The organism is Acrocarpospora pleiomorpha (assembly GCF_009687885.1).
GTDB classification, from domain to species: domain Bacteria; phylum Actinomycetota; class Actinomycetes; order Streptosporangiales; family Streptosporangiaceae; genus Acrocarpospora; species Acrocarpospora pleiomorpha.
The window spans coordinates 38,529-60,571 of the sequence record NZ_BLAF01000005.1; the positions used below are offsets into that span (position 1 = coordinate 38,529).

A 22,043-nucleotide genomic window follows, 5' to 3' on the forward strand; every position below is an offset into this window, starting at 1 on the left:
TGGCGGGGCCGGGCGGAGCCCGGGGGAAACAAAGGGAGGGTGGGTGGGAGAACCACGGTCCTCTTCACGAGTTCACATTCGCGCGTCCACCTTGCGAGGACCTGCGGTGATGTTGTGTTCGGTGTGAAGGTGGGCTTGGGGGAAGGGGAGAATCGAGGTGGGCGGGTTCCCTCGCCGGTACCGTGGCAGGGTTGGTGGGAGAGGGCCGAGGCGGCCATAGAGGAGTGGGACGTGCGTGACGCCACGCGGCAGACCGTTGTATGGGACGCGCTTCGCGTCGCGCTGGCCGGGCGGGAGACCGCGACCGGGCGGGAGGCGCTGGACATCGTGGACGCGGGAGGGGGCACCGGGGGGTTCGCGGTGCCGCTGGCGCGGCTGGGGCATGCGGTGACGGTGGTCGATCCGACGCCTGACTCGCTGGCGGCGCTGGAGCGGCGGGCCGCTGAGGCGGGTGTGGCGGTCAAGGGGATCCAGGGGGATGCGGGAGATCTCGGGGAGCTGCTTTCGCCCGGGAGCGCCGATCTGGTGCTCTGCCACAGCGTGCTGGAGTATGTCGAGGATCCGGCGGCGGCGCTGGCCGCGATCGGGGGGTTGCTGCGGGCGGGCGGGGTGCTGAGCGTGCTCGCGGCCAATCCGGTGGCGACGGCCATTCACCGGGCGGTGGCCGGGAACTTCGGTGAGGCCCGCCAGGTGCTGGCCGATCCGGCGGGACGCTGGGGCGAGAAGGATCCGACGCCGCACCGGTTCACGGCGGCGGGGCTGACGAGCCTGCTGGGGAGCGCGGGGTTCACGGTGGGGGAGACGCACGGGGTGCGGATCTTCGCGGACCTGGTGCCGAGCCGGTTCGCCGAAGGGGATCCGGACGCGCTGGTGGCGCTGGAACAGGCCGCGGCCACCCATCCGGTGCTACGTGACATCGCCACCCAACTGCACCTCCTGGCATACCGATAAGCGGCTCGCGCCTGTGTCTGGACCGAGAAGTGCGGGTCGTGAACCGACTATGGGCAATCTCCGCGCCGTAGGTCGTGCGTCGCGGCTTGCCGTGCCTGTGCCTGGATCGAGAAGTGCGGGTCGCGAAGCAACTATGGGCAGCCTCCGCGCCGTAGTCGTATGCCCCGGCTTGGCCGCGCCTGTGTCTGGACCGAGGGACGCCGGGGAGTGACGTGACCCGGAGTGGCGAGGGAAGACGCAAGCTGAAGGTCGGGCGATTCGGGGGATTGGCTATGAGCATAGAACGGATGTTCGGATAGGCTGAGATTGTGTCCAGGAAACAGGTGCGGCCGGGTGGTGGGGGCGGTCTCGCGGATGACGCGGGGTGTCCGATCCTGCACGTGGACATGGACGCGTTCTTCGCCAGTGTGGAGCTGGTCGATCGGCCCGAGTTGCACGGGCTTCCGGTCATCATCGGGGCCGCGGGGGCGCGCGGTGTGGTGCTCAGCGCCACCTATGAGGCCCGGCGGTTCGGTGTGCACTCGGCGATGCCGATGACCAGGGCCAGGCGGCTGTGCCCTCAGGCCGTGGTGATCCCCCCGAGCCACGGGAAGTATGGCGCGATCTCCAAAGGTGTGATGGAGATTTTCCACGCGATCACCCCCGAGGTGGAGCCGCTCTCGGTGGACGAGGCCTTTCTGGACGTGGGCGGGGCCAGGCGCAGGCTCGGTTCCCCGGCCGGGATCGCGGCCATGATCCGCGAACAGGTGGCCGAGCGGTTCTCGATCACCTGTTCCGTCGGGGTGGCCAGCACCAAGTTCGTGGCCAAGCTGGCCTCCCGCGAGTGCAAGCCGGACGGCCTCCTGGTGGTCGCCGCCGACGGGGTGGCGGAGTTCCTGCACCCGCTGCCCGTGGCGGCCCTGTGGGGCGTAGGAGAGCGCACCGAGCAGGCCCTGACGCGGCTGGGCATCAACACGGTCGGCGATCTCGCCCAGGTGCCCGTGACGACCCTGCGGCGGGAGTTCGGGGTGGCCGGGGAGCACCTGCACGCGCTGGCCTGGGGCCGGGACGAGCGCCGGGTGGTGCCGCATACACCGGACAAGAGCATCGGCAACGAGGAGACGTTCGCCCAGGACGTGGACGATCCCGAGGTGATCGAGCGGGAGTTGCTGCGGCTGTCGGAGCGGGTGGCCTCCCGGCTCAGAGCGGCGGATCTGGTAGGGCGTACAATCAGTGTGAAACTACGCCGATCGGATTTCACCACGATCACGCGGTCTCGCACCCTGCGCGAGGCCACCGACGTGGCCAAGGAGATCCACGCCACCGCCTGCGACCTCTACCGGGCCGCGGGCCTGCAGCGGATTCGGCTGCGGCTGGTGGGAGTCCGGATGGAGAATCTCCGACCGGCGGGCACCGCGACCAGGCAACTGGGCCTCGGTGAGAAAGAGACCGGCTGGCGGGAGGCTGAACAGGCGATGGACAAGGCGATCCAGCGTTTCGGTCCGGATGCGGTGCGCCCGGCATCGCTTGTTCGCCGACCGTTTGGTCCAATGGATCTATGACGTCACCTCCGGTTTGTACCGCGCTTGTGGACGTTGTGACCGTTTTCTTTCGTCTACGTCTACAGACTCGTATTCTGGGGATAACCGACCGCAGGGTTCGGACACCCCGTGTCGTCCGTTGCCGTCTTCCCCGTAGTGGGGCTGTCCTTGGGAGGCGCCGTGCCGCTGTCTGAGCACGAGCAGCGCTTGCTCGACCAGATCGAGCAGGCGCTCTACGCCGAGGACCCGAAGTGGGCTAATACCGTCCGGATCAGTGATCCACGCAGCCATTACAAGCGCCGCCTGGTGAAAGCCTCCATTGGCTTCACGCTCGGCGTCGTCCTGTTGATGGTCGGCGTCGTGTCGAACACTATCTGGCTCGGCGTCGCCGGCTTCGTGGTCATGCTCGCGACCTGTCTGTGGGGTCTGTCCAGCTGGAAACGCATGAACGGTTTCGGCGGAGAGACCACGTCCCCGGCCGCTCCTCCCCAGGGCGGTCGCCGTGGCGGACGCCGGCCGGGCTTCATGGAGCGCATGGAAGAGCGCTGGCGCCGTCGTAACGACGAGAGATAACGAAAGGCCCGGGGGTTCGAAAACCCCCGGACCTTATCGAACTAGATATCGAGCCAGGTCGAATTAGCGCCGAGTCCCGGCCAGCGGGCGTTCCGCTGTGGGCTCGGCCTTCTCTGTCCGACCAGCCTTCCCAGCGCGGCGGGGCCGCCAGCCGATTCCCTCCAGCCGGTCGAACCCGTCCAGCAGCCCTTCGCCGATCGCCCTGAGTCGCAGCAATGCCGACACGGGCGTCAGCAGGGCGCCGATCCTGCGCTGCCAGGAGACGGTGGCGGCCAGCGCGCTCCTGGCCGTCTGGAGGTCGCTGACCAGCGGACCCGAGACAGCGGGGACCCGGGCGTACCGCAGCCGCTCCTCGGCCGAGGAGATCCTGGCGATGGCCGCCGCGGCCTCCCGGTCCAGCTCGTACCGCTCGGTGAGGCGGCGCCCGAGCGCCCGCGGGGTCTCGCTGGTCTGCCGGGCCATGCCCAGGTCGGTCAGCGTGTCGCAGAGCTCGGCCCAGGCCGCCTCCACCGCCGGGACGGTGAACTTGGCCGGATCCACGACGGGACGGTCGTCCGGATCGGCGGCGGAGCCGATCTCGTCACGGGTCCACCCGTCCGATTCAGGTTCTTCTCGTGTGCTCGATTCGATGGACCCAAATCCCGCCGCCCGGTTCACGATCCGCCGCCGCCACAGCCACAGGATCAACCGCAGCAGCGCCGGGATGAGGGACAGCAGCAACGCCACGCCCACCCCGATGAGGATCTTCACGATGAGCGGCAGGCCCGGATCGACCGCCGCCCCCGACGTGCCGGCGAACGGGTCCTCCAGCTCGCGGATGTTCCTGGCGGCCTCGGAGTTCGCGCCGGCCGGGTCGGTCGCCCCCGTCGACGGGTTGACCGAGGCCGTCGCCGTCGGGCCGGCCGTCGGGGTCACCGGCAGCGAGTACTGCGGCACCCGGGCGGTCGCCTGCCCGCCGCCGCCCGCCGGGGTCGGCTCGAACCTGAGCCAGCCCGCGCCCTCGAAGTAGAGCTCGGGCCAGGCGTGCGCGTCGTGGGTGCGCACCACCCAGCGGCCGTCGATCTTCGAACCGCCGGTGTAGCCGATCGAGACCCGGGCCGGGATGCCCAGCAGCCGGGCCATCACGGCCATCGCGCTGGCGAACTGCTCGCAGTAGCCGGTCCTGCTGTTCAGCAGGAACTCGGCCAGCGCCTCGTTCCCCGAGCCCCGGGTGGTCAGGCTGTAGGCGAACTGCCCGGTCTTGGTGAACCACTCCTGCAGCTTCACCGCCTGCTGGTACTGCGAGGACGCCCCGTCGGTCACCTCCATCGCCAGATCCATGATCCGGGGGTCGAGCCCGCGCGGCAGCGCCAGGAAGCGGGACTGCACCTCCACCGGCGCCACCGGCGCCTGGTCCAGCGTCTCGAACGTCGGCCGCAGGTCCATGCCGGTCACCTGGTATTCCAGACCGGCCGCCTCGTCGCGGGTGGAGAAGACCATCAGCGTGCTCCGGTCCGCCCGCCAGTCGCCGTCCACCGCCACCTGGGTGGCCGGGTACGGCAACGGCAGGAACCGCAGCTCCTCGATCTCGTCGCTGATCTGGATGGTGGTGGAGGTCCTGGTGGTCGGCGTGGTCGGGGACAGGCCCGGCACCGGCGGCATCGGTCCCTCGTCCACTTTGTCCTCCGGGCGCCCCTTCAGCGAGCTCGGCTTGAACTGCCGCCCGTCGAACACGTCCAGCGAGTAGATGCGCAGGTAGCGCGGGGTGTCGTCGGCCGAGGTGTAGCTCATCACGGTGGCGTTCACCGGCTGGGTGAGCTGCCCGCTGAGCTTGGCCACCGCGTCCGGGATGCCGACGTTGTTGCCGCCGTCGCCCAGGCCGTTGCCGACGCCGAAGCCGAACAGCGGGTCCGGGGTCAGCGTCGGGATCAGCGCGGGGATGGCGATCGACAGCGCGATCGCGGTCACGCCGACCCGCTTGCCCGACAGCGCCAGCCGCCCGGCGTCGGCGGTGGTCGTGGTCTTGGACCGGCGCACCAGCACGGCCCGGCCCCAGTGGCTGACCCGCTCCCGCCCGTCGGCGACCAGCAGCCCGACGTACCCGAGCGCGCCGATCACGAACGCCGGCCAGCCGATCGGCTCGTTCAGCACGGCGGCGGGCACGGTGAACAGGGCCAGCAGCGGCAGCCCGGCCAGGGCCGCCCGGCGCGCCCGCACCGCGAACAGGTCCACCAGGACCGCGATCAGGCCGGCCCCGCCCGCGGTGAGCAGGGTGATGCCGGGGTTGGCGGGCACCGGGGCCGCGTACTGCTGGATGTCGTCGAAGCCTTCCACCAGCAGGCCGGCCAGGGCCAGCACGGAGTCCTTGGTGGGGATGACCGCCAGCCAGGCGTCGTCCCTGGCGTACACCACGGTCAGGAAGATCCAGATGCCGCCGAGCATGCCCACGGGGGCCAGCCAGTCCGGGAGCGCCAGGCGGGTGATCAGCGTGGCCACCAGGGTTGTGACGATCAGCACGCCCAGGCTGGTCCAGAACCAGGCGCCGTCGGCGAACAGCGGGTAGAGGGTGAGCGAGACGGCTCCGGTGGCCAGTCCCGCCGAGATCGGCAGCCTCATCACGCCGCGCTCCTCTTGTATGCCGCGTCCGGCCAGACCGCGGCCAGCGACGTCCCGGCGGGCAGGCGCAGCACCCGCCAGCCCGTTCCGGTCAGTACGGCTTGCGCCTGCTCGAACCGCTCGTCGCTCGCGCGGGACTGCTCCCAACTGGCCACGTCCAGCATGACGGCGACGCCGGTCATGTGCCCGTGCCTGAGGCGGGCCAGCGCCTGCGCCTCCTCGGGGTCGATCGCGCCCAGCACGGCCACGATCAGGCCGTCGCCGCCGCCCTGGCGGAGCGCCGCGACGCCCTGCTCCAGGCTGCGCGACTGGCTCTGCCGCACCACCGCGAGGGTGTCGAGCAGCGACCAGGAGACGCCCTTGTCGGTGAGGTGCTGCGGCCCCTGGTCGGTGACCAGGCGCAGGCCGAGACCCTCGTGGGCCAGGTGCACGCCAATGGACGCGGCGGCCGAGACGGCCACCTCGAACGAGGAGCGCGGCCCGTCGCCGCGGTGGGCGGGGCGGCGGGTGTCCAGCAGCAGGGCGCCGCGGCTCTGCCACTGCTGCTCCTCCCGGCGCACCATCAGCTCGCCGTACCTGGCGGTGGAGCGCCAGTGCACCCGGCGCAGGTCGTCGCCCTGGCGGTACTCGCGCGGCGCCACGTCGTCGTCGCCCGCCGCCGCCACCGACCGGGTACGGCTGTCGCCCCCGCCGGTCCACTCCCCGGACAGGCGCACCGGCGGCAGCGGGATCACCTGCGGGGTGACCACCAGCGAGTCGGTCACGGTGAACGTCCTGGCCAGCTCGACGAGGCCGAACGGGTCGGTGATCCGGATCGCCAGCGGGCCGATGGTGAACCGGCCGCGCAGGTCGGAGCGGACCTTGTAGTCGATTTCGCGGACGCCCTTGGCCTCCACCCGGTCCAGCACGAAGCGGGGGCGGGTGCCCAGCGCGTACTGCAGGGTGTCCTCGATCAGGAGCAGGCCGGTGGGCAGCCGGGTGACGTTCTCCAGGCGGAGCGTCACCGTGCTGTCGCTGCCCGCCTCGACCCTGGCCGGGTCGAGACGGCGGGCGCAGCTCAGCCGGTACCTGGTCCTGGCCACCACCATCGCGGCCAGCAGCGGCAGCGCGGCGATCAGCACGGCCACCCGGAGCAGGTCGTGCTCGCCCAGGAAGAAGGCGCACAGCAGGGCCGCGAAACCCGAGGCCAGGAACGAGCGGCCCCGGGAGGTGAGCGCCTTGAGCCCGGTCATTTGCTGTCCGGCACCGGCACGCGCCGGACCAGCTCGGTCATCACCTGCTCGGGGTGACGGCGCTGGCCCTGGGCCTCCAGGCTGGGCAGCAGCCGGTGCGCGAGCACGGGGACGGCGAGCTCCTGCAGGTCGTCCGGGATGACGTAGTCCCGGCCCGACAGCGCGGCGTGCGCGCGGGCCGCCCGGACCAGGTGCAGGGTGGCCCGGGGGGAGGCGCCCAGGCGCAGGTCGGCCGAGTGCCGGGTGGCGCCGACCAGGTCGATCGCGTACTTCTTGACCGACTGCGAGACGTAGACCGCGCGGACGGCCCGGATCAGGGCCTGCACCTCGGCGGTGCTGGCCACCGGGTCCAGCTTGCCCAGCGGCTGCGGCGCGCCGTGCACGTCGAGCATCTCCAGCTCGGCGGCCGGTTCCGGGTAGCCCATCGCGATCTTCACGGTGAACCTGTCCCGCTGTGCCTCCGGCAGCGGATAGGTCCCCTCCATCTCGATCGGGTTCTGGGTGGCGATGACCATGAAAGGCGACTCCAGCGTGTACGTCACGCCGTCCACGGTCACCTGGTGCTCCTCCATGCACTCCAGCAACGCGGACTGGGTCTTCGGGGAGGCCCGGTTGATCTCGTCCCCGACCACGATGTTGGCGAACACCGGGCCCGGCTTGAACTCGAACTCCCGGGTCTGCTGGTTGTACGCGCTGACGCCGGTGATGTCGCTGGGCAGCAGGTCGGGGGTGAACTGCACGCGCCGGACGGGACAGTCGATGGATCGTGCCAGCGCTTTCGCCAGCATCGTCTTGCCGACCCCCGGCACGTCTTCGATCAGGAGGTGGCCCTCCGCGAGGAGAACTGTCAAGGTGAGCCGGACAACGTCGCTCTTGCCCTCGATAACCGATTCGATCGCGGTGCGGATCCGGTGCGCGACCTCGACCAGATCCTCAAGCCGTTCCGCGTCGACATCGGTGTCGGCGCCGTGTGTTACTGCCACCAGGCCTCCAGAGGCGTGCCGTATTACTGGGGGTTTGCCATTCCTTATCCATTGTGTGTACCGACACTATGCCGCGATGGGTTCCTGAGCGACTTTGTGCGAAACAACCGGGAACTGCCCCACAGTGTCGTGAACTTGCTTCTCGATCGGGTGGTACGGATGTCCAAATTCCGTGACATCGGGCCATCCGTTGCTGGTAATGGCCTTGATCCCCTCCATTACGCTCCACCCTGACCCGCCGGGAACCCCCGCGATCGGGGTTTTCGTGTCAAGTAGCGCCCGCGACACGCCCAAACACGGGGCACGGGCCGCACCCCGCCCCACTTTGCTCCACCCTTTCTGACCTGCGGAAACGCGAATTTAGCGCCGTCTCCATACCGTTTGAATCAGTTGACGGTGGGGAGAAGTGGAGTATGGTGGAGCCCAGTGGAGGGCCGTGGCTGCAGAGCTAGGTGTTCCGCAAGGTACGGGAGGTGGGGCCGGTGTTCCTCGGCACCCATCAGCCGCGCCTCGACGACAAAGGACGACTGTTCCTGCCGGCGAAGTATCGCGAGGAGCTGGCGGAGGGTCTTGTGATCACCAAAGGCCAGGAGCGCTGCCTCTACGTCTTCCCCGTAGAGGAGTTCCAGCGGCTCACTGAGGCTTTGCGCACCGCGCCGGTGACAGCCAAGGCCGTCCGCGACTACAGCCGCGTCTTCTTCGCCAGCGCTTCCGACGAAACGCCCGACAAGCAGGGGCGGATCACCATCCCCCCGAGCCTCAGGCAATACGCGGGACTGGAACGTGACTGCGTCGTCATCGGAGCCAACACCCGACTGGAGATCTGGGACGCCCGAGCCTGGGAGACCTACCTGGCCGAACAGGAGCCGGCGTTCGCCGATCTGTCGGAGGAGGTGTTGCCCGGAGTCCTGTAACCGGCGATCAGCCGTCCCTGGTGGGGTTATCGGGACAAAACCGATTGACCACACCATCGGCCGTACTGATCTTATTGTGACCCGTCGGTGACGTTCGGCGAGGTCTCCACCCGCACCCATCCGGCAGCTGATGCACCTTCCCCGGTGTCAGGTGCCGAGCAGCGGTCTGCGGATGGGGACCTGGCCGGACGGGTCGGCTCCCCGCCTGGGGCCGATCAGGGTGGGGACTAGATCATCGAGGGTGTGCGCCGCGTATCCGCGAGCCTAGAAGCGGCAGTCCGTTGGGGGTTGAACGATGTCTGAGGAGCGTCAGCAGCCGGGGGGTCACGTCCCGGTCCTGCTGGATCGTGTGCTGGAGCTGCTGGCCCCGGCGCTGACCGGGCCAGAGCCGGTCGTCGTCGACGCCAACCTCGGCCTCGGCGGGCACGCGGAGGCGCTGCTCGCCGCCCACCCGGCGCTGCACCTGATCGGCATCGACCGCGATCCCGTGGCCATCGAGCGATCCACCGCGCGGCTGGCGCCGTTCGCGGAGCGGGTCACGATCGTGCGCGCGGTCTCCGACGAGCTGGCCGGGGTGCTGGCCGATCTCGGCCGCCCGGTCGTCAACGGGGTGCTCTTCGACCTGGGCGTGTCCTCGCCCCAGCTGGACGAGGCCGAGCGCGGGTTCGCCTACTCGTACGACGCCCCGCTGGATATGCGGATGGATCGGGAGCAAGATCTTACCGCGGAAAAAGTGGTGAACACGTACCCGCCGGGCGAGCTCACCCGGATCCTGCGCGACTACGGCGAGGAGCGCTTCGCCTCCCGGGTGACCGGGCTGATCGTCAAGGAGCGGGCCAAGGAGCCCATCACCTCGACCAAGCGGCTCGCCGACCTGGTCAGGCAGGCGATCCCCGCGGCCACCCGGCGTACCGGGGGAAACCCCGCAAAACGAACTTTTCAGGCATTGCGCATCGAGGTGAACGCGGAGCTGTCGGCGCTGGAGACGGCGCTGCCGGCCGCGCTCGACGCGTTGGCCGTCGGCGGGCGCGTGGTCGTGCTCGCCTACCACTCCTTGGAGGACCGGCTCACGAAGCAGGTGCTCACGGCGCGGACCAGGGACACCGGCCCACCAGGGCTGCCGGTCCCGCTGGAGGCCCACCAGCCTCGGTTCCGCCTCCTGACGAGGGGAGCAGAGCTCCCGGACGACCACGAGGTGGCCCGCAACCCGCGGGCGGCCTCGGCCCGGATGCGGGCGGCAGAGAGGATCCGCCAGGGATGACGACCGACCAGGACAACCGGCGTGCCGGCACCGACATCCGGACCCGGGCACGGGTGCCGGGGCGGATGGTCCCCCCGCCGAAGCAGGCGCCCAAGCCGCAGCCTGCGCAGGTGCCCAACCCGGTGCCGAAGCAGACGCCCAAGCCGCAGCCGGAGCCCAAGGCGCCGCGACCGGCGAAGCCGCAGGCGACCCCCAAGGCTCCGCAGCCGCGGCCCCAGCCGAAGCGGCCGCAGGAGGCCGCGGCGGCCAAGCCCGTGCCGAAGCCGGTGGCGGCGCGGCTGGGCGACCGGCGGCCGCCGCGGGCGCCGTTCGTGCTGCTCGTGGTCGGGCTGCTCGGCGGCGGCCTGGTGAGCCTGCTGCTGCTGAACACCGTGCTCGCCCAGGACTCCTTCAAGTACAACGAGCTGCGCCGGGTCACCGAGCAGCTGCACCAGCAGGCCAACCAGGAGGAGGGCCGCATCCGCGACGCGCAGCAGCCCTCCGGCCTGGCCGAGCAGGCGGACGAGTTCGGCCTGCGGCCCGACGACTCGGCGCCGGAGTTCGTCGGCGAGGGGCTGCACCCGGCCAGCCTGGGCGAGCGCATCGCCGAGCCCACCGCCGACCCCGCCGCCGAGTCCGGGGCGCCGAGCCCCGCCGCCACGACGGAGGGCACGGTCCGGTGAAAGACGGCGGCGGCCGGCCGCCCAGCGCCGGCCGCGGCGGCCCGGGAGGCGGTTCCCCGGGCGGCCCCCGCGGTGGTCCTGGGAGCGGTTCTGGAGGCGCTCGCCGCACTCCCGGCCGCCCGAGGCCGCCCCTGCCGCCCCAGCCGCGCCCGGGGCTCCCACGCGAGCCCCGGCCCGCCCCGGGGCAGCCTCGCCCTGTCCAGAATCCGCCCCAGAACCCCGCTCAGCGCAAGGACGGTCCGAACAAGGACCCGCAGAACAAGACGGCACAGAACAAGACGGCACCGAGCAGGACGGCACAGGGCCGGGACGTCCGGGGCCGGGATACGCGCGACGCTCAGGGGCGTACCGTGCCGATCGGGCCGGGCAAGGGACGGGCCGGGGGCCCGCCGCGCCCGCCCGCGCGGCCCCCGCGCCCGCCCGCCATGCTGCGCCTGGGCGATCCGTCCCGGCGGATCAACGTCGCGCTGGTGGTGATGGCGTTCGTGCTGTCCCTGTTCGCCGGGCGGCTGGTCCAGCTGCAGGGCCTGGACTCCAAGTCGTTCCAGGCCAAGGCGGCCCAGCAGCGGGTGCAGCCGGAGACGCTGCCGGCCAGGCGCGGGCCGATCACCGACGTGAACGGCTACGAGCTGGCGCTCACCTCCGACGCCCGCGAGATCTACCTCGACCCCTACGAGGTCAGGCCCGCCCAGCGGGACATGATCGCGACCACGCTCGCCGCCGAGCTGGGCCGGCCCAAGGAGGAGATCGCCGCCAAGCTGGCCCAGGCCGACAAGCGCTACCTGGTGGTCGCCAAGGACGTGGACCCGCTCCGGGCCCGCAAGATCATGGGCCTCGGCTTCCGCGGGGTCGGCTCCAAGGCCACCTACCGGCGGCTCTACCCGGGCGGTTCGCTGGCCGGCGGCCTGGTCGGCTTCGTCGGCGACGAGGGCTTCGGCCTGGAGGGCCTGGAGCAGGCGCACAACAAGCTGCTGTCCGGCCAGGACGGCCAGCAGAGCATCGAGATCGGCCGCGACGGCCAGCGCATCCCGATGACCCGCAGCACCAGGGTCGCCCCCGTGCCCGGCCGCGAGCTGCGCCTCACCATCGACCGCTACATCCAGTGGGCCGCCCAGCAGGCCATCGCCAAGCAGGTGAAGGCGACCGGCGCGCGCAGCGGCAGCGTGATCGTGATGGACACCAAGACCGGGCAGATCATCGCGATGGCCAACGCCCCCGAGGTGGACCTGCGCAGCTGGCAGAAGGTCCCGGCCGAGCAGCGCGGCAACCGCGCCGCCGCCGAGGTGTTCGAGCCGGGCAGCACCAACAAGGTCATCACCGCCGCCGCGGCGCTGGAGGCCGGGGTGGTCGCCCCGCAGACGATCTTCACCGTGCCGGACCACATCCAGTGCGCCGACCGCACGCTGCGCGACGCCCACCCGCACGCGACCGAGCAGATGACCTACGCGGAGATCCTCGGCGAGTCCAGCAACGTGGGCACCATCCTGGCCGGGCAGAAAATCACCAACCAGCGCCTGTACGACATGTTCCGGTCGTTCGGCTTCGGCGCCAAGAGCGGCAGCGCCCTCCCGGGCGAGGAGGCCGGGCTGCTGCCCAAGTGGCAGGACTGGAGCGGCAGCCAGCGCTGCACCATCATGTACGGCCAGGGCATCTCGGTCACCGCCCTCCAGATGGCCAGCGTCTACCAGGCCATCGCCAACGGCGGCGTCAGGATCGCCCCCACGGTCGTGGCCGGGACGACCGACCAGCACGACCGGCTGGTCCCGGCCCCCCTCGGCAAGTCCACCCGGGTGATCAGCGACCTGACCGCCAAGCAGCTCACCGCGATGCTGGAGGGCGCGGTCTCCGGCACGGACGGCACCGGCAACGCCGCCGCCATCGACGGCTACCGGGTGGCGGGCAAAACCGGCACGGCAATGCGGTATGACCAGAAATGCGGAGGCTACTGTGGCTACACGGCCACTTTCGTCGGCTTCACGCCGGCGGAGGCTCCCCGGTTGCTGGCGCTGGCCGTGATCCAGGACCCGAAGAAGGACCACTACGGCGGGACGATCGCCGCGCCCGTGTTCAAGGACGTCATGACATTCGCGTTGAAGACCAAGAAAATCCCGCCTACCGGCTCGACGAGCGTTCTGCCGTGACCGGGAACGATACGCTCTCGCCGTGAACCAGCCCGCAGCGCATCCCACGGGCCATCCCGTGGATCACCCGATGCGCCCGTCCGCCACGCCGGCCCGCCCGCTCTCCGGGCTGGCCACCCTGCTCGGCGCGCCGTCCGCCTCCGGCCGGGTGGCCCGCGGCGTGATCACCGGCGTCACCATCGACTCCCGGCGGGTCCAGCGCGGCGACCTCTACGTGGCGCTGCCCGGCAAGGCCGCGCACGGCGCCGCGTTCTCCGCCGCGGCCTGCTCGGCGGGCGCGGTGGCCATCCTCACCGACGACGCCGGCCGCGACGAGGCCGCCGCCACCGGCCTGCCGGTGCTGGTGCTGCCGGATCCGCGCGCCCTGCTCGGCCAGGTCGCCGCCTGGGTGTACGGCCAGCCCGCCACCGACATCCTGGTCATCGGGGTGACCGGGACCAGCGGCAAGTCCACCTCCTCGTTCCTGCTGGAGGCGGGCCTGGCCGCCGCCGGGCACCGGACCGGCCTGGTCGGCGGGGTGGAGATCCACGCCGGGGACATCCGGATCACGCCCGAGCTGACCACGCCGGAGGCGAGCGATCTGCAGGGCCTGTTCGCGCTGATGCGCGAGCAGGGGGTCACCGCCGCCGCGATGGAGGTCTCCAGCCACGCGCTGGCGCTGGGCCGCGTCGACGGCATCTTCTACGATGTCGCGATATTTACGAATCTGTCCCAGGATCACCTGGACTTCCACCGGGACTTCGACGACTACTTCGCCACAAAGGCGCGGCTGTTCACCCCGGAGTTCGCCCGGCTCGGCGTGGTCAACACCGACGACCCGCACGGCCTCGAGCTGGCCGGGTTCGCCAAGATCCCGATCACCACGTTCTCGCCGGCCGGCGGCCCCGAGGCCGAGTGGCGGGCCGTGGACGTGCGCCTCGGCTCCGACGGCAGCGCCTTCCGCGTGGTCGGCCCCGGCGGCATCGAGGCCGACGTGTCGGTCGCCCTGCCCGGGCCCTTCAACGTGGCCAACGCGCTGGGCGTGCTGGTCGCGCTGGTCGAGACAGGCGTGCCGCTGCAGACCGCGGTGGCCGGGGTGAGCGGGTTCGCCGGGGTGCCGGGCCGGATGGAACGGGTGCCGTCCTCCGGCGGTTTCGAGGCGATCGTCGACTACGCCCACAAGCCCGGCGCGGTCGAGTCGGTGCTGCGCTCGCTCCGCGAGGTCACCGAGGGCACGCTGACCATCGTGCTCGGCTGCGGCGGCGACCGGGACCGGGGCAAACGCCCGCTGATGGGCGAGGCCGCCGCCCGGCTGGCCGATGTGGCCATCTTCACCAGCGACAATCCGCGCAGTGAGGACCCGCTGGCCATTCTGTCCGCGATGATGGACGGGGCGCTGGAGGTGCCGCCGCCGGAGCGGGCCCGCGTGATCGTGGAGCCGGACCGGGCCGAGGCCATCGAGCTGGCGATCTCCCGTGCCCGCGCGGGAGATGTGGTAGTTGTGGCCGGCAAGGGCCACGAGCAGGGCCAGTATGTCGCAGGCGAGGTCGTGCCATTCGACGACCGCCAGGTGGTCGCCGCCGCCATTCGCAGGAGGAACGCATGATCCCGTTGCCTTTGGGCCGGGTCGCAGAGATCACCGCGGGCGCCCTGATGGGCCTGACCGACCCCCGGGCCGTGGTGCGGGGTCCGGTCGTGATCGACTCCCGGGCCGCCGAGCCGGGGTCGCTGTTCGTCGCGCTCAAGGGCGAGCGGGTGGACGGGCACGACTACGCGGTCCAGGCCTGCGAATCCGGGGCGGTGGCCGTGCTGGCCGCGCGCCCGGTGGAGGCGCCCACCGTGATCGTCGGCGATGTGGTGGGCGCGCTGGCCGAGCTGGCCAGGGCCGTGGTGGCGGAGCTGCCCGAGCTGACCGTGGTCGGGGTGACCGGGTCGGCCGGCAAGACCTCGACCAAGGATCTGCTGGCCCGGATGACCGCGCGGATCGGGCCCACGGTCTCGCCCGCCGGGTCGTACAACAACGAGATCGGGCATCCGCTGACCGTGCTCAAGGCGGACGCGGAGACCCGGTATCTGGTGCTGGAGCTGAGCGCCCGCGATCTCGGGCACATCGCGTATCTGGCCGGGATCGCGCCGCCCAGGATCGGGGTGGTGCTCAACGTGGGCACGGCGCACCTGGGCGTGTTCGGCGGCAAGGACGTGATCGCGCGGGCCAAGGGCGAGCTGGTGGAGGCGCTGCCGAAGGACGGCGTGGCCGTGCTGAACGGCGACGACCCGCTGGTGGCGGGCATGGCGGAGCGCACCGAGGCCAGGGTGACCTGGTTCGGGCGCGGCGCCGGGGCGCACATCAGGGCCGAGCACGAGCGGCTCGACGAGCGGGGGCGGGCCGCCTTCACGCTGCGCACCCCGACCGGCGCGGCCCCGGTCCGGCTCCGCCTGTACGGCGCGCACGCCGTCGCCAACGCCCTGGCCGCCGCGGCCGCCGCCTACGAGCTGGGCCTGCCGGTGGCCACCATCGCCGACGAGTTGTCGCAGGCCGAGCCGCGCAGCCGCTGGCGGATGGAGGTGACCGACCGGGCCGACGGCGTCACCGTGATCAACGACGCGTACAACGCCAATCCGGACTCGATGCGGGCCGCCTTCGCCGCGCTGGACGCGATGGCCGCCGGGCGGCGCAGGTTCGCCGTGGTGGCCGCGCTGCGCGAGCTGGGCGAGGACGGACCCGAGCTGAACGAGGGCGTCGGCCGCCTGGCCGCGAGCGCGGGCCTGACCGCGCTGCTCGTGGTGGGCGAGAACGCCGGCGAGATCATGGCGGGGGCCCCGGACGCGATCCACGCGCCCGACGTGGAGGCCGCCGCTGCCGAACTCGCCGAGCGGCTCCGCCCGGGCGACGTGGTGCTGATCAAGGGTCCGCGGGCCGCCGGTCTGGAACGGGTGGCGCAGCGGCTGACAGGGGGTGACGCCCAGTGAGGGACATCCTCGTCGCCGCCGCGGTCGGCCTGGTGCTGTCCATGCTCGGCACGCCGCTGGCGATCCGGCTGTTCGCCCGCCGCGGCTACGGCCAGAACATCCGCGAGGAGGGGCCGTCCGGCCACCACGACAAGCGCGGCACCCCCACCATGGGCGGCACCGTCATCGTCATCGCGGCCCTGCTCGGCTACGGGGCGGCCCACCTGGCCACCCTGCTGTCGGCCGATCCGGCCCCGCCCACCGCCTCGGCGCTGCTGGTGCTGTTCCTGATGACCGGCCTGGGCATGGTCGGCTTCCTGGACGACTTCATCAAGATCTACAAGCAGCGCAGCCTGGGCCTGCGCAGCGGCGCGAAGGCGCTCGGGCAGCTGGTCGTGGGCGCCGTCTTCGCGGTGCTGGTGGTGCAGTTCCCGAACGCCTACTCGATCACCCCGGCCGAGACCCGGCTGTCGTTCCTGCGCGACTTCGGGCCCCCCATCGGCCTGTTCGGGTTCACCATCTGGGTGCTGATCATGATCGTCGGGTTCTCCAACGCGGTGAACCTCACCGACGGCCTGGACGGGCTCGCCTCCGGGGCGACCGGGATCGTGCTCGCCTCGTATGTGCTGATCGGCAACTGGCAGCTGCGTAACAGCTGCACCACCGCGATCCTCGGGCCGAACTGCTACATCGTCCGGGACCCGCTGGACCTGGCGGTGGTGGCGGCGGCTGTGCTGGGCGCGCTGGTCGGCTTCCTGTGGTGGAACGCCCCGCCCGCGAAGATCTTCATGGGCGACACCGGCTCGCTGGCCCTCGGCGGGGTGCTGGCCGGCCTGGCCATCACCACCAGGACCCAGCTGCTGCTGCTCATCCTGGCCGGCCTGTGCGTGGTGATCACCTCCTCGGTCATCATCCAGGTGGGCTTCTTCAAGATGACCAGGAGACGCATCTTCCGGATGGCCCCGCTCCAGCACCACTTCGAGCTGAAGGGCTGGGCGGAGACCACGATCGTGGTCCGGTTCTGGCTGATCGCCGCGCTCAGCGCGGCCGCCGGTCTCGGCCTGTTCTACGTGGAATGGATGCCGAAACTGTGAGGGGCTGCGTCGTCGTGGCCGGGCTCGGTCTGTCCGGCACCGCCGCCGCGCGCGGCCTGGCCAGGGGCGGGGAGCGGGTGGTCGTGCTGGAGCAGCGCGAGCGCCCGATCCCGGAGATCCTGTCCGAGCTCGGCGTGGAGGTCAGGTTCGGCGAGCAGGACCTGCCCGCCAGGACCGAGCTCGTGGTCACCTCGCCGGGCTGGAAGCCGGACCATCCGCTGCTGCGGGCGGCCGCCTCGGCCGGGGTCGAGGTCATCGGTGAGGTCGAGCTGGCCTGGCGGCTGCGGCACGAGGGCGCGGCGCCCTGGCTGGCGCTGACCGGCACCAACGGCAAGACCACCGCGGTCCGCATGCTCACCTCGATGCTGGCCGCCGCCGGGGAGCGCGCGCTGGCCGTCGGCAACGTGGGCGTCCCGATCGTGGACGCGGTGCTCGACCCGGGCGAGACCACCGTGCTCGCCGTCGAGCTGTCCAGCTTCCAGCTGCACTGGTCGGCCAGCCCGGCCCCGAAGGCGGCGGCGATCCTGAACGTGGCGCCCGACCACATCGACTGGCACGGCTCGCTGGAGGAGTACGCGCGGGCCAAGGCGCGGATCTTCGCCAAGGCGGAGCGGGTGATCTACAACGCCGACGATCCGTGGGCGGCGCGGCTGGCGGAGCCGTACCGGGCCAAAGGGGATGGCCGCTCGGTGGGGTGGACGCTGGGGGTGCCGCGGGCCGGGCAGCTGGGCGTGGTGGAGGATCTGCTCGTCGACCGGGCGTTCACCGGGGACCCGATGCGGTCGGCGGAGGAGCTGGCCGCGCTGTCGGACGTGCACCCGTTCGCGCCGCACAACGTGGCCAACGCGCTGGCCGCCGCGGCGTTGGCACGGTCCCACGGGGTGCCCGCCAGTGCCGTACGGCAGGGCCTGGCGGACTTCCGCCCCGACCCGCACCGGATCGCCCACGTGGCCCGGGTCGGCGAGGTCGACTACGTGGACGACTCCAAGGCCACCAACCCGCACGCGGCGGCGGCCTCGCTGGCGGCCTACCCGTCGATCGTCTGGATCGCCGGCGGCCAGCTGAAGGGCGCCGACGTGGAGGATCTGGTCCGGCGGGCCGCGCCCCGGCTGCGCGGCGCGGTGCTGCTGGGCGTGGACCGGGAACGGATCGCCGAGGCATTGGCGCGACACGCGGCGAATGTCCCCGTGCTTGAGGTGGCCGGGGACGACACTGGGGTGATGGATCGTGTCGTCACCGCAGCCGCCAGGCTCGCCTCCCCCGGGGACACCGTGTTGCTGGCCCCCGCCGGGGCCTCCCTGGACATGTTCCCCGGCTACGGCGCGCGAGGGGAGGCCTTCGCGCGAGCCGTCCGCAATCTGACCGGCCTGACCGGTCTGGTCGAGCGGTGACGGCCGCCACAGGGCCCGCCACGGAGGCCGCCACAGAAGGAGAGCGGCGCCGTCCCAGCTGGAGCAGGATCCAGCTGGCGCTGCTGCGCGAGCTGCTGAGCCGCCCGCTCACCTCCTACTACCTGGTCCTGGGCTGCAGCGCGCTGCTGCTCGCGCTCGGCCTGATGATGGTGCTGTCGGCCTCCAGCATCGAGGCGCTGCAGATCAAGGGCGACCCGTTCTACTGGTTCCTGAAGCAGTCGCTCTCGGTCGCGCTGGGCATCCCGCTCATGTACGCCTGCAGCAAGTTCCCGCAGCGCTTCTTCCGGCTGGCCGGATACCCGCTGCTGGCGCTGTCCATCATCGGCCTGGTGATGGTGATCTTCATCGGCTCCACCGAGCTGGGCGCGCAGCGCTGGATCTACATCGGCAGCCTCACCATCCAGCCGTCGGAACCGGCCAAGCTGGCCCTGGTGCTGTGGGGGGCCGACATCCTGGCCCGGCACGCGCGCGGCCGCCTGATGGAGTGGCGCAACCTGCTGATCCCGCTGATGCCCGGCGTGGCCATCCTGGCCGTGCTGGTCATGTGGGGCCGCGACCTGGGCACCACGCTGGTGCTGATGATGATCTTCCTGGCCCTGCTCTGGGTGGTGGGCGCGCCGGTACGGCTGTTCGCCGGCCTGCTCGGCGTGCTCGCCCTGGCCACCGTCTTCATGATCATCTCAGAGGGTTACCGGTCCGAGCGCATCACCGGCTGGCTCAACACCTGGGAGAACGCCCAGGGCTCCGGCTACCAGGCCGCCCAGGGGCAGATCGCGATGGGCTCCGGCGGCTGGTTCGGCCTGGGCCTGGGCAGCAGCAGGCAGAAGTGGGACTGGGTGCCGCACGCGGAGAGCGACTTCATCTTCTCCATCCTGGGCGAGGAGCTCGGCCTGATGGGCACGCTCGTCGTGATCGCCCTGTTCGGCCTGCTCGGCTACGCGGGCCTGCGCATCGCGGCCCGGGTCAACGACCCGTTCGTGCGGTTCGCCTCGGCGGCCTCGGTGGCCTGGATCGTCGGGCAGGCCATCGTGAACATCGGTGCGGTCATCGGCGTGCTGCCCATTACGGGCATTCCGCTGCCGCTCGTCTCGTACGGCGGATCCGCCCTGTTGCCGACGCTCGCCGCGCTTGGGATGTTGTTGTCGTTCGCGAAACGTGAGCCGGGCGCGGCCGAAGCGTTGGCCGCGCGGGGGCCCGGACCGGCTGCCCGGGCTCTAAGCTGGCTTGGCCTCCGGGCATAATCCGCGACTTGAAACACGCGGCTTTCACATAGGGAGAGACATGAGGGTGGTCCTCGCCGGCGGCGGGACGGCCGGCCATATTGAGCCGGCGCTCGCGCTGGCCGACGCGCTTCGTCAGATCGACCCCACGATCGGGATCACCTGCCTCGGCACCGATCGCGGCCTGGAGACCCGGCTGGTGCCGGCCCGGGGTTACGACCTGCAGCTGGTGCCCGCGGTGCCGCTGCCCCGCGCGATCACCCCGCAGCTGCTCGCGGTGCCGGGCCGGCTGGCCGGGGCGATCAACGCCGCCACCGGCATCCTGGACAAGGTCGGCGCCAACGTCCTGGTCGGGTTCGGCGGCTACGTGGCCACACCGGCCTACCTGGCCGCGCGCCGCCGCGGCATCCCGATCGTGGTGCACGAGGCCAATCCCCGGCCCGGCCTGGCCAACCGGCTGGGCGCGCGGCTGACCGACCACGTGTTCACCGGCCATCCGGACACCCCGCTGCCGGGGGCGGTGTGCATCGGCATCCCGCTGCGCCGCCAGGTGGTGGACATGGACCGGTTCTCGCTCGGCGACAAGGCCCGCTCCTACTTCGGCCTGGAGTCGGACCGGCCGACGCTGCTGGTGTTCGGCGGCTCCCAGGGCGCCCGGTCGATCAACAAGGCCGCGCTGGACGCCGCGCCCGCGCTGCGCGCCGCCGGGGTGCAGGTGCTGCACGTGATCGGCCCGAAGAACACGGTCGAGCAGGAGCCCCCGCCCGGCGACCCGCAGTACGTCATCCTGCCGTATGTGGACCGCATGGACCTGGCGTACGCGGCGGCCGACCTGGTGCTGTGCCGGAGCGGTGCGATGACCTGCGCCGAGCTGACCGCCGTGGGCCTGCCCGCGGCCTACGTGCCGCTGCCGCACGGCAACGGCGAGCAGCGCTTAAACGCCCTGCCGATCGTCCAGGCGGGCGGTGGGCTGATGGTGGAGGACGCCGACCTCACCCCCGAGTGGATCATGAGGGTGCTGGCGCCGCTGCTGAACAACCCGGAGAAGGTGGCCGTGATGTGCGAGGCGGCCCTGCAGATGGGGCGCAAGGACGCCGACGTGACGCTCGCCCGCAAGGTTCTGGAGATCGCAGCGCGATGAGTCTGGTGAAACTGATTGAGCCGGTGCCGGCCGAGGAGCTCGGCCGGGTGCATTTCATCGGCATCGGCGGGGCGGGCATGTCGGGCATCGCCAGGATCCTGCTCAAGCGCGGGGTGGCCGTGTCCGGCAGCGACGCCCGCAGCTCGGACATGCTCACCGAGCTGCGCGAGCTGGGCGCGACCGTGCACGTCGGGCACGCGGCCTCGCACATCAGGGACGTGAACACGGTCGTGGTGTCCACCGCCATCCGGGACTCCAACCCGGAGCTGGGGGAGGCGCTGCGGCAGAACGTGCGGATCATCCCGCGCGCGGCGGCGCTGGCGGCGGTGATGACCGGGCGGGTCGGCATCGCGATCGCGGGCACTCACGGCAAGACCACGACCACCTCCATGCTCACCGTGGCGCTACAGAAGTGTGGCGCGGACCCGTCGTACTGCGTGGGCGGGCAGCTGGTCACCACCGGGCTCGGCGCGGACGAGGGCACCGGGGACGTCTTCGTGGCCGAGGCCGACGAGAGCGACGGCTCGTTCCTGATGCTGGCCCCCCGGATCGCCGTGGTGACCAACGTCGAGGCCGACCACCTGGACAACTACGGCGACCCCGAGGCGGTCTACGACAGCTTCAACCGGTTCGTCGAGCGGATCGGGTCCACGCTGGTGCTCTGCGCCGACGACCCGGGCGCGGCCAAGCTGGCGCCCGTCGCCCGGGCGCGCGGCCTCAAGGTCGTCACGTACGGCGAGGGTGAGGCGGACGTCCGGGTCGCCGAGGTGCTCCCGAAGGGCCTGGGCGTGGAGTTCGAGGTGTCCGGGCTCGGCCGGGTCAAGCTCTCGGTGCCCGGGCGGCACAACGCGCTCAACGCGGCCGCCGTGATCGCCGTGGCGCTCGAGCTCGGCCTGCCGTTCGAGGAGGTCAGGGACGGCCTGGCGGCCTTCACCGGGGCCAAGCGCCGGTTCGAGGCCAAGGGCGAGGCGGACGGCGTCAGCGTCTTCGACAGCTACGCCCACCATCCCACCGAGCTCGCCGCCGACCTGGCCGCGGCCAGGGACGTGGTGTCCGGGAGCGGCCGGGTCATCGCCGTCTTCCAGCCGCACCTGTACTCCAGGACCCGGTTCTTCGCCGCCGAGTTCGGCGCCGCCCTCGGCCTGGCCGACGAGGCGATCGTGCTGGACGTCTACGGCGCGCGCGAGGACCCCGAGCCCGGCGTCTCCGGCGCGCTGGTGGCGGGCCAGATCCCGCTCCCGTCGGCACAGGTCTCGTATGCTCCGGACAGGTCCGCGGTGCCCGCCCTGGTGGCGGGCAGGGCCCGGCCGGGCGACATCGTGCTCACCATGGGCGCCGGCGACGTCACCGAGCTCGGCCCGCACATCGTCGCGGAGCTGCACGCCCGATAGTTAATGAGAAAGGCGTGATCTGGCA

17 protein-coding genes are annotated in these 22,043 nt (G+C 71.7%); 14 read left to right on the forward strand and 3 right to left on the reverse strand.

Annotated elements, in window-relative coordinates; genetic code table 11:
* The first annotated feature begins 231 nt into the window (after nt 1-231).
* The 3 genes from Aple_RS03075 to Aple_RS03085 all read left to right on the forward strand — a co-directional run bounded on the left by Aple_RS03075 (nt 232) and on the right by Aple_RS03085 (nt 3,044).
* Nucleotides 232-951: a methyltransferase domain-containing protein gene (locus Aple_RS03075; protein WP_155342908.1), complete on the forward strand. Its 720-nt coding sequence runs from the start codon at nt 232-234 to the stop codon at nt 949-951.
* Nucleotides 952-1,259: 308 nt separating this feature from the next.
* Nucleotides 1,260-2,492, forward strand: a complete 1,233-nt coding sequence (locus Aple_RS03080) for a DNA polymerase IV (protein ID WP_155342909.1) — start codon at nt 1,260-1,262, stop codon at nt 2,490-2,492.
* A gap of 159 nt (nt 2,493-2,651) precedes the next feature.
* Complete coding sequence (locus Aple_RS03085) at nt 2,652-3,044, forward strand: SCO2097 family morphological protein (protein ID WP_155342910.1); 393 nt, start codon at nt 2,652-2,654, stop codon at nt 3,042-3,044.
* A 63-nt stretch (nt 3,045-3,107) separates the two neighbouring features.
* Here the strand turns inward: Aple_RS03085 and Aple_RS03090 are convergent, their stop codons facing one another.
* From Aple_RS03090 to Aple_RS03100, 3 genes are read right to left on the reverse strand one after another with little or no spacing between them, the layout of a single operon-like run.
* A complete protein-coding gene (locus tag Aple_RS03090) occupies nt 3,108-5,639 on the reverse strand; it encodes a transglutaminase TgpA family protein (protein ID WP_155343105.1) in 2,532 nt (843 codons plus the stop codon).
* Entirely contained in the window at nt 5,639-6,871 is a 1,233-nt protein-coding gene (locus tag Aple_RS03095) for a DUF58 domain-containing protein (protein WP_155342911.1), read from the reverse strand. The genes Aple_RS03090 and Aple_RS03095 overlap by 1 nt, the downstream gene beginning before the upstream one ends.
* On the reverse strand, nt 6,868-7,854 hold the full coding sequence (locus Aple_RS03100; protein ID WP_155342912.1) for an AAA family ATPase: 987 nt from the start codon (nt 7,852-7,854) through the stop codon (nt 6,868-6,870). Before Aple_RS03100 ends, Aple_RS03095 begins: the two co-directional genes overlap by 4 nt.
* Before the next feature lie 482 nt (nt 7,855-8,336).
* Between Aple_RS03100 and mraZ the strand changes: the two genes are divergently transcribed.
* The 11 genes from mraZ (at nt 8,337) to murC (ending at nt 22,018) form a co-directional block, all read left to right on the forward strand.
* Nucleotides 8,337-8,768: a division/cell wall cluster transcriptional repressor MraZ gene (gene mraZ, locus Aple_RS03105; protein ID WP_155343106.1), complete on the forward strand. Its 432-nt coding sequence runs from the start codon at nt 8,337-8,339 to the stop codon at nt 8,766-8,768.
* A 295-nt stretch (nt 8,769-9,063) separates the two neighbouring features.
* Complete coding sequence (gene rsmH, locus Aple_RS03110) at nt 9,064-10,029, forward strand: 16S rRNA (cytosine(1402)-N(4))-methyltransferase RsmH (protein ID WP_155342913.1); 966 nt, start codon at nt 9,064-9,066, stop codon at nt 10,027-10,029.
* A complete protein-coding gene (gene ftsL / locus Aple_RS03115) occupies nt 10,026-10,691 on the forward strand; it encodes a cell division protein FtsL (protein ID WP_155342914.1) in 666 nt (221 codons plus the stop codon). Before rsmH ends, ftsL begins: the two co-directional genes overlap by 4 nt.
* A 425-nt stretch (nt 10,692-11,116) precedes the next feature.
* A complete protein-coding gene (locus tag Aple_RS03120; protein WP_486303363.1) occupies nt 11,117-12,832 on the forward strand; it encodes a peptidoglycan D,D-transpeptidase FtsI family protein in 1,716 nt (571 codons plus the stop codon).
* 70 nt (nt 12,833-12,902) lie between these two features.
* The gene (locus tag Aple_RS03125) at nt 12,903-14,417 is read left to right on the forward strand and encodes a UDP-N-acetylmuramoyl-L-alanyl-D-glutamate--2,6-diaminopimelate ligase (protein ID WP_155343107.1); all 1,515 of its coding nucleotides are present in this window, start codon (nt 12,903-12,905) and stop codon (nt 14,415-14,417) included.
* Nucleotides 14,414-15,781, forward strand: a complete 1,368-nt coding sequence (locus Aple_RS03130; protein ID WP_155342916.1) for a UDP-N-acetylmuramoyl-tripeptide--D-alanyl-D-alanine ligase — start codon at nt 14,414-14,416, stop codon at nt 15,779-15,781. The genes Aple_RS03125 and Aple_RS03130 overlap by 4 nt, the downstream gene beginning before the upstream one ends.
* Entirely contained in the window at nt 15,778-16,854 is a 1,077-nt protein-coding gene (gene mraY / locus Aple_RS03135) for a phospho-N-acetylmuramoyl-pentapeptide-transferase (protein ID WP_155342917.1), read from the forward strand. Before Aple_RS03130 ends, mraY begins: the two co-directional genes overlap by 4 nt.
* On the forward strand, nt 16,836-18,245 hold the full coding sequence (murD, locus tag Aple_RS03140) for a UDP-N-acetylmuramoyl-L-alanine--D-glutamate ligase (protein ID WP_155342918.1): 1,410 nt from the start codon (nt 16,836-16,838) through the stop codon (nt 18,243-18,245). The genes mraY and murD overlap by 19 nt, the downstream gene beginning before the upstream one ends.
* Nucleotides 18,242-19,507, forward strand: coding sequence for a putative lipid II flippase FtsW (gene ftsW, locus Aple_RS03145; RefSeq protein WP_155342919.1), 1,266 nt, complete (start codon nt 18,242-18,244; stop codon nt 19,505-19,507). The genes murD and ftsW overlap by 4 nt, the downstream gene beginning before the upstream one ends.
* Nucleotides 19,508-19,547: 40 nt before the next feature.
* Complete coding sequence (gene murG, locus Aple_RS03150; RefSeq protein WP_155342920.1) at nt 19,548-20,627, forward strand: undecaprenyldiphospho-muramoylpentapeptide beta-N-acetylglucosaminyltransferase; 1,080 nt, start codon at nt 19,548-19,550, stop codon at nt 20,625-20,627.
* Entirely contained in the window at nt 20,624-22,018 is a 1,395-nt protein-coding gene (murC, locus tag Aple_RS03155) for a UDP-N-acetylmuramate--L-alanine ligase (protein ID WP_155342921.1), read from the forward strand. Before murG ends, murC begins: the two co-directional genes overlap by 4 nt.
* The last annotated feature ends 25 nt before the right edge of the window (nt 22,019-22,043 follow it).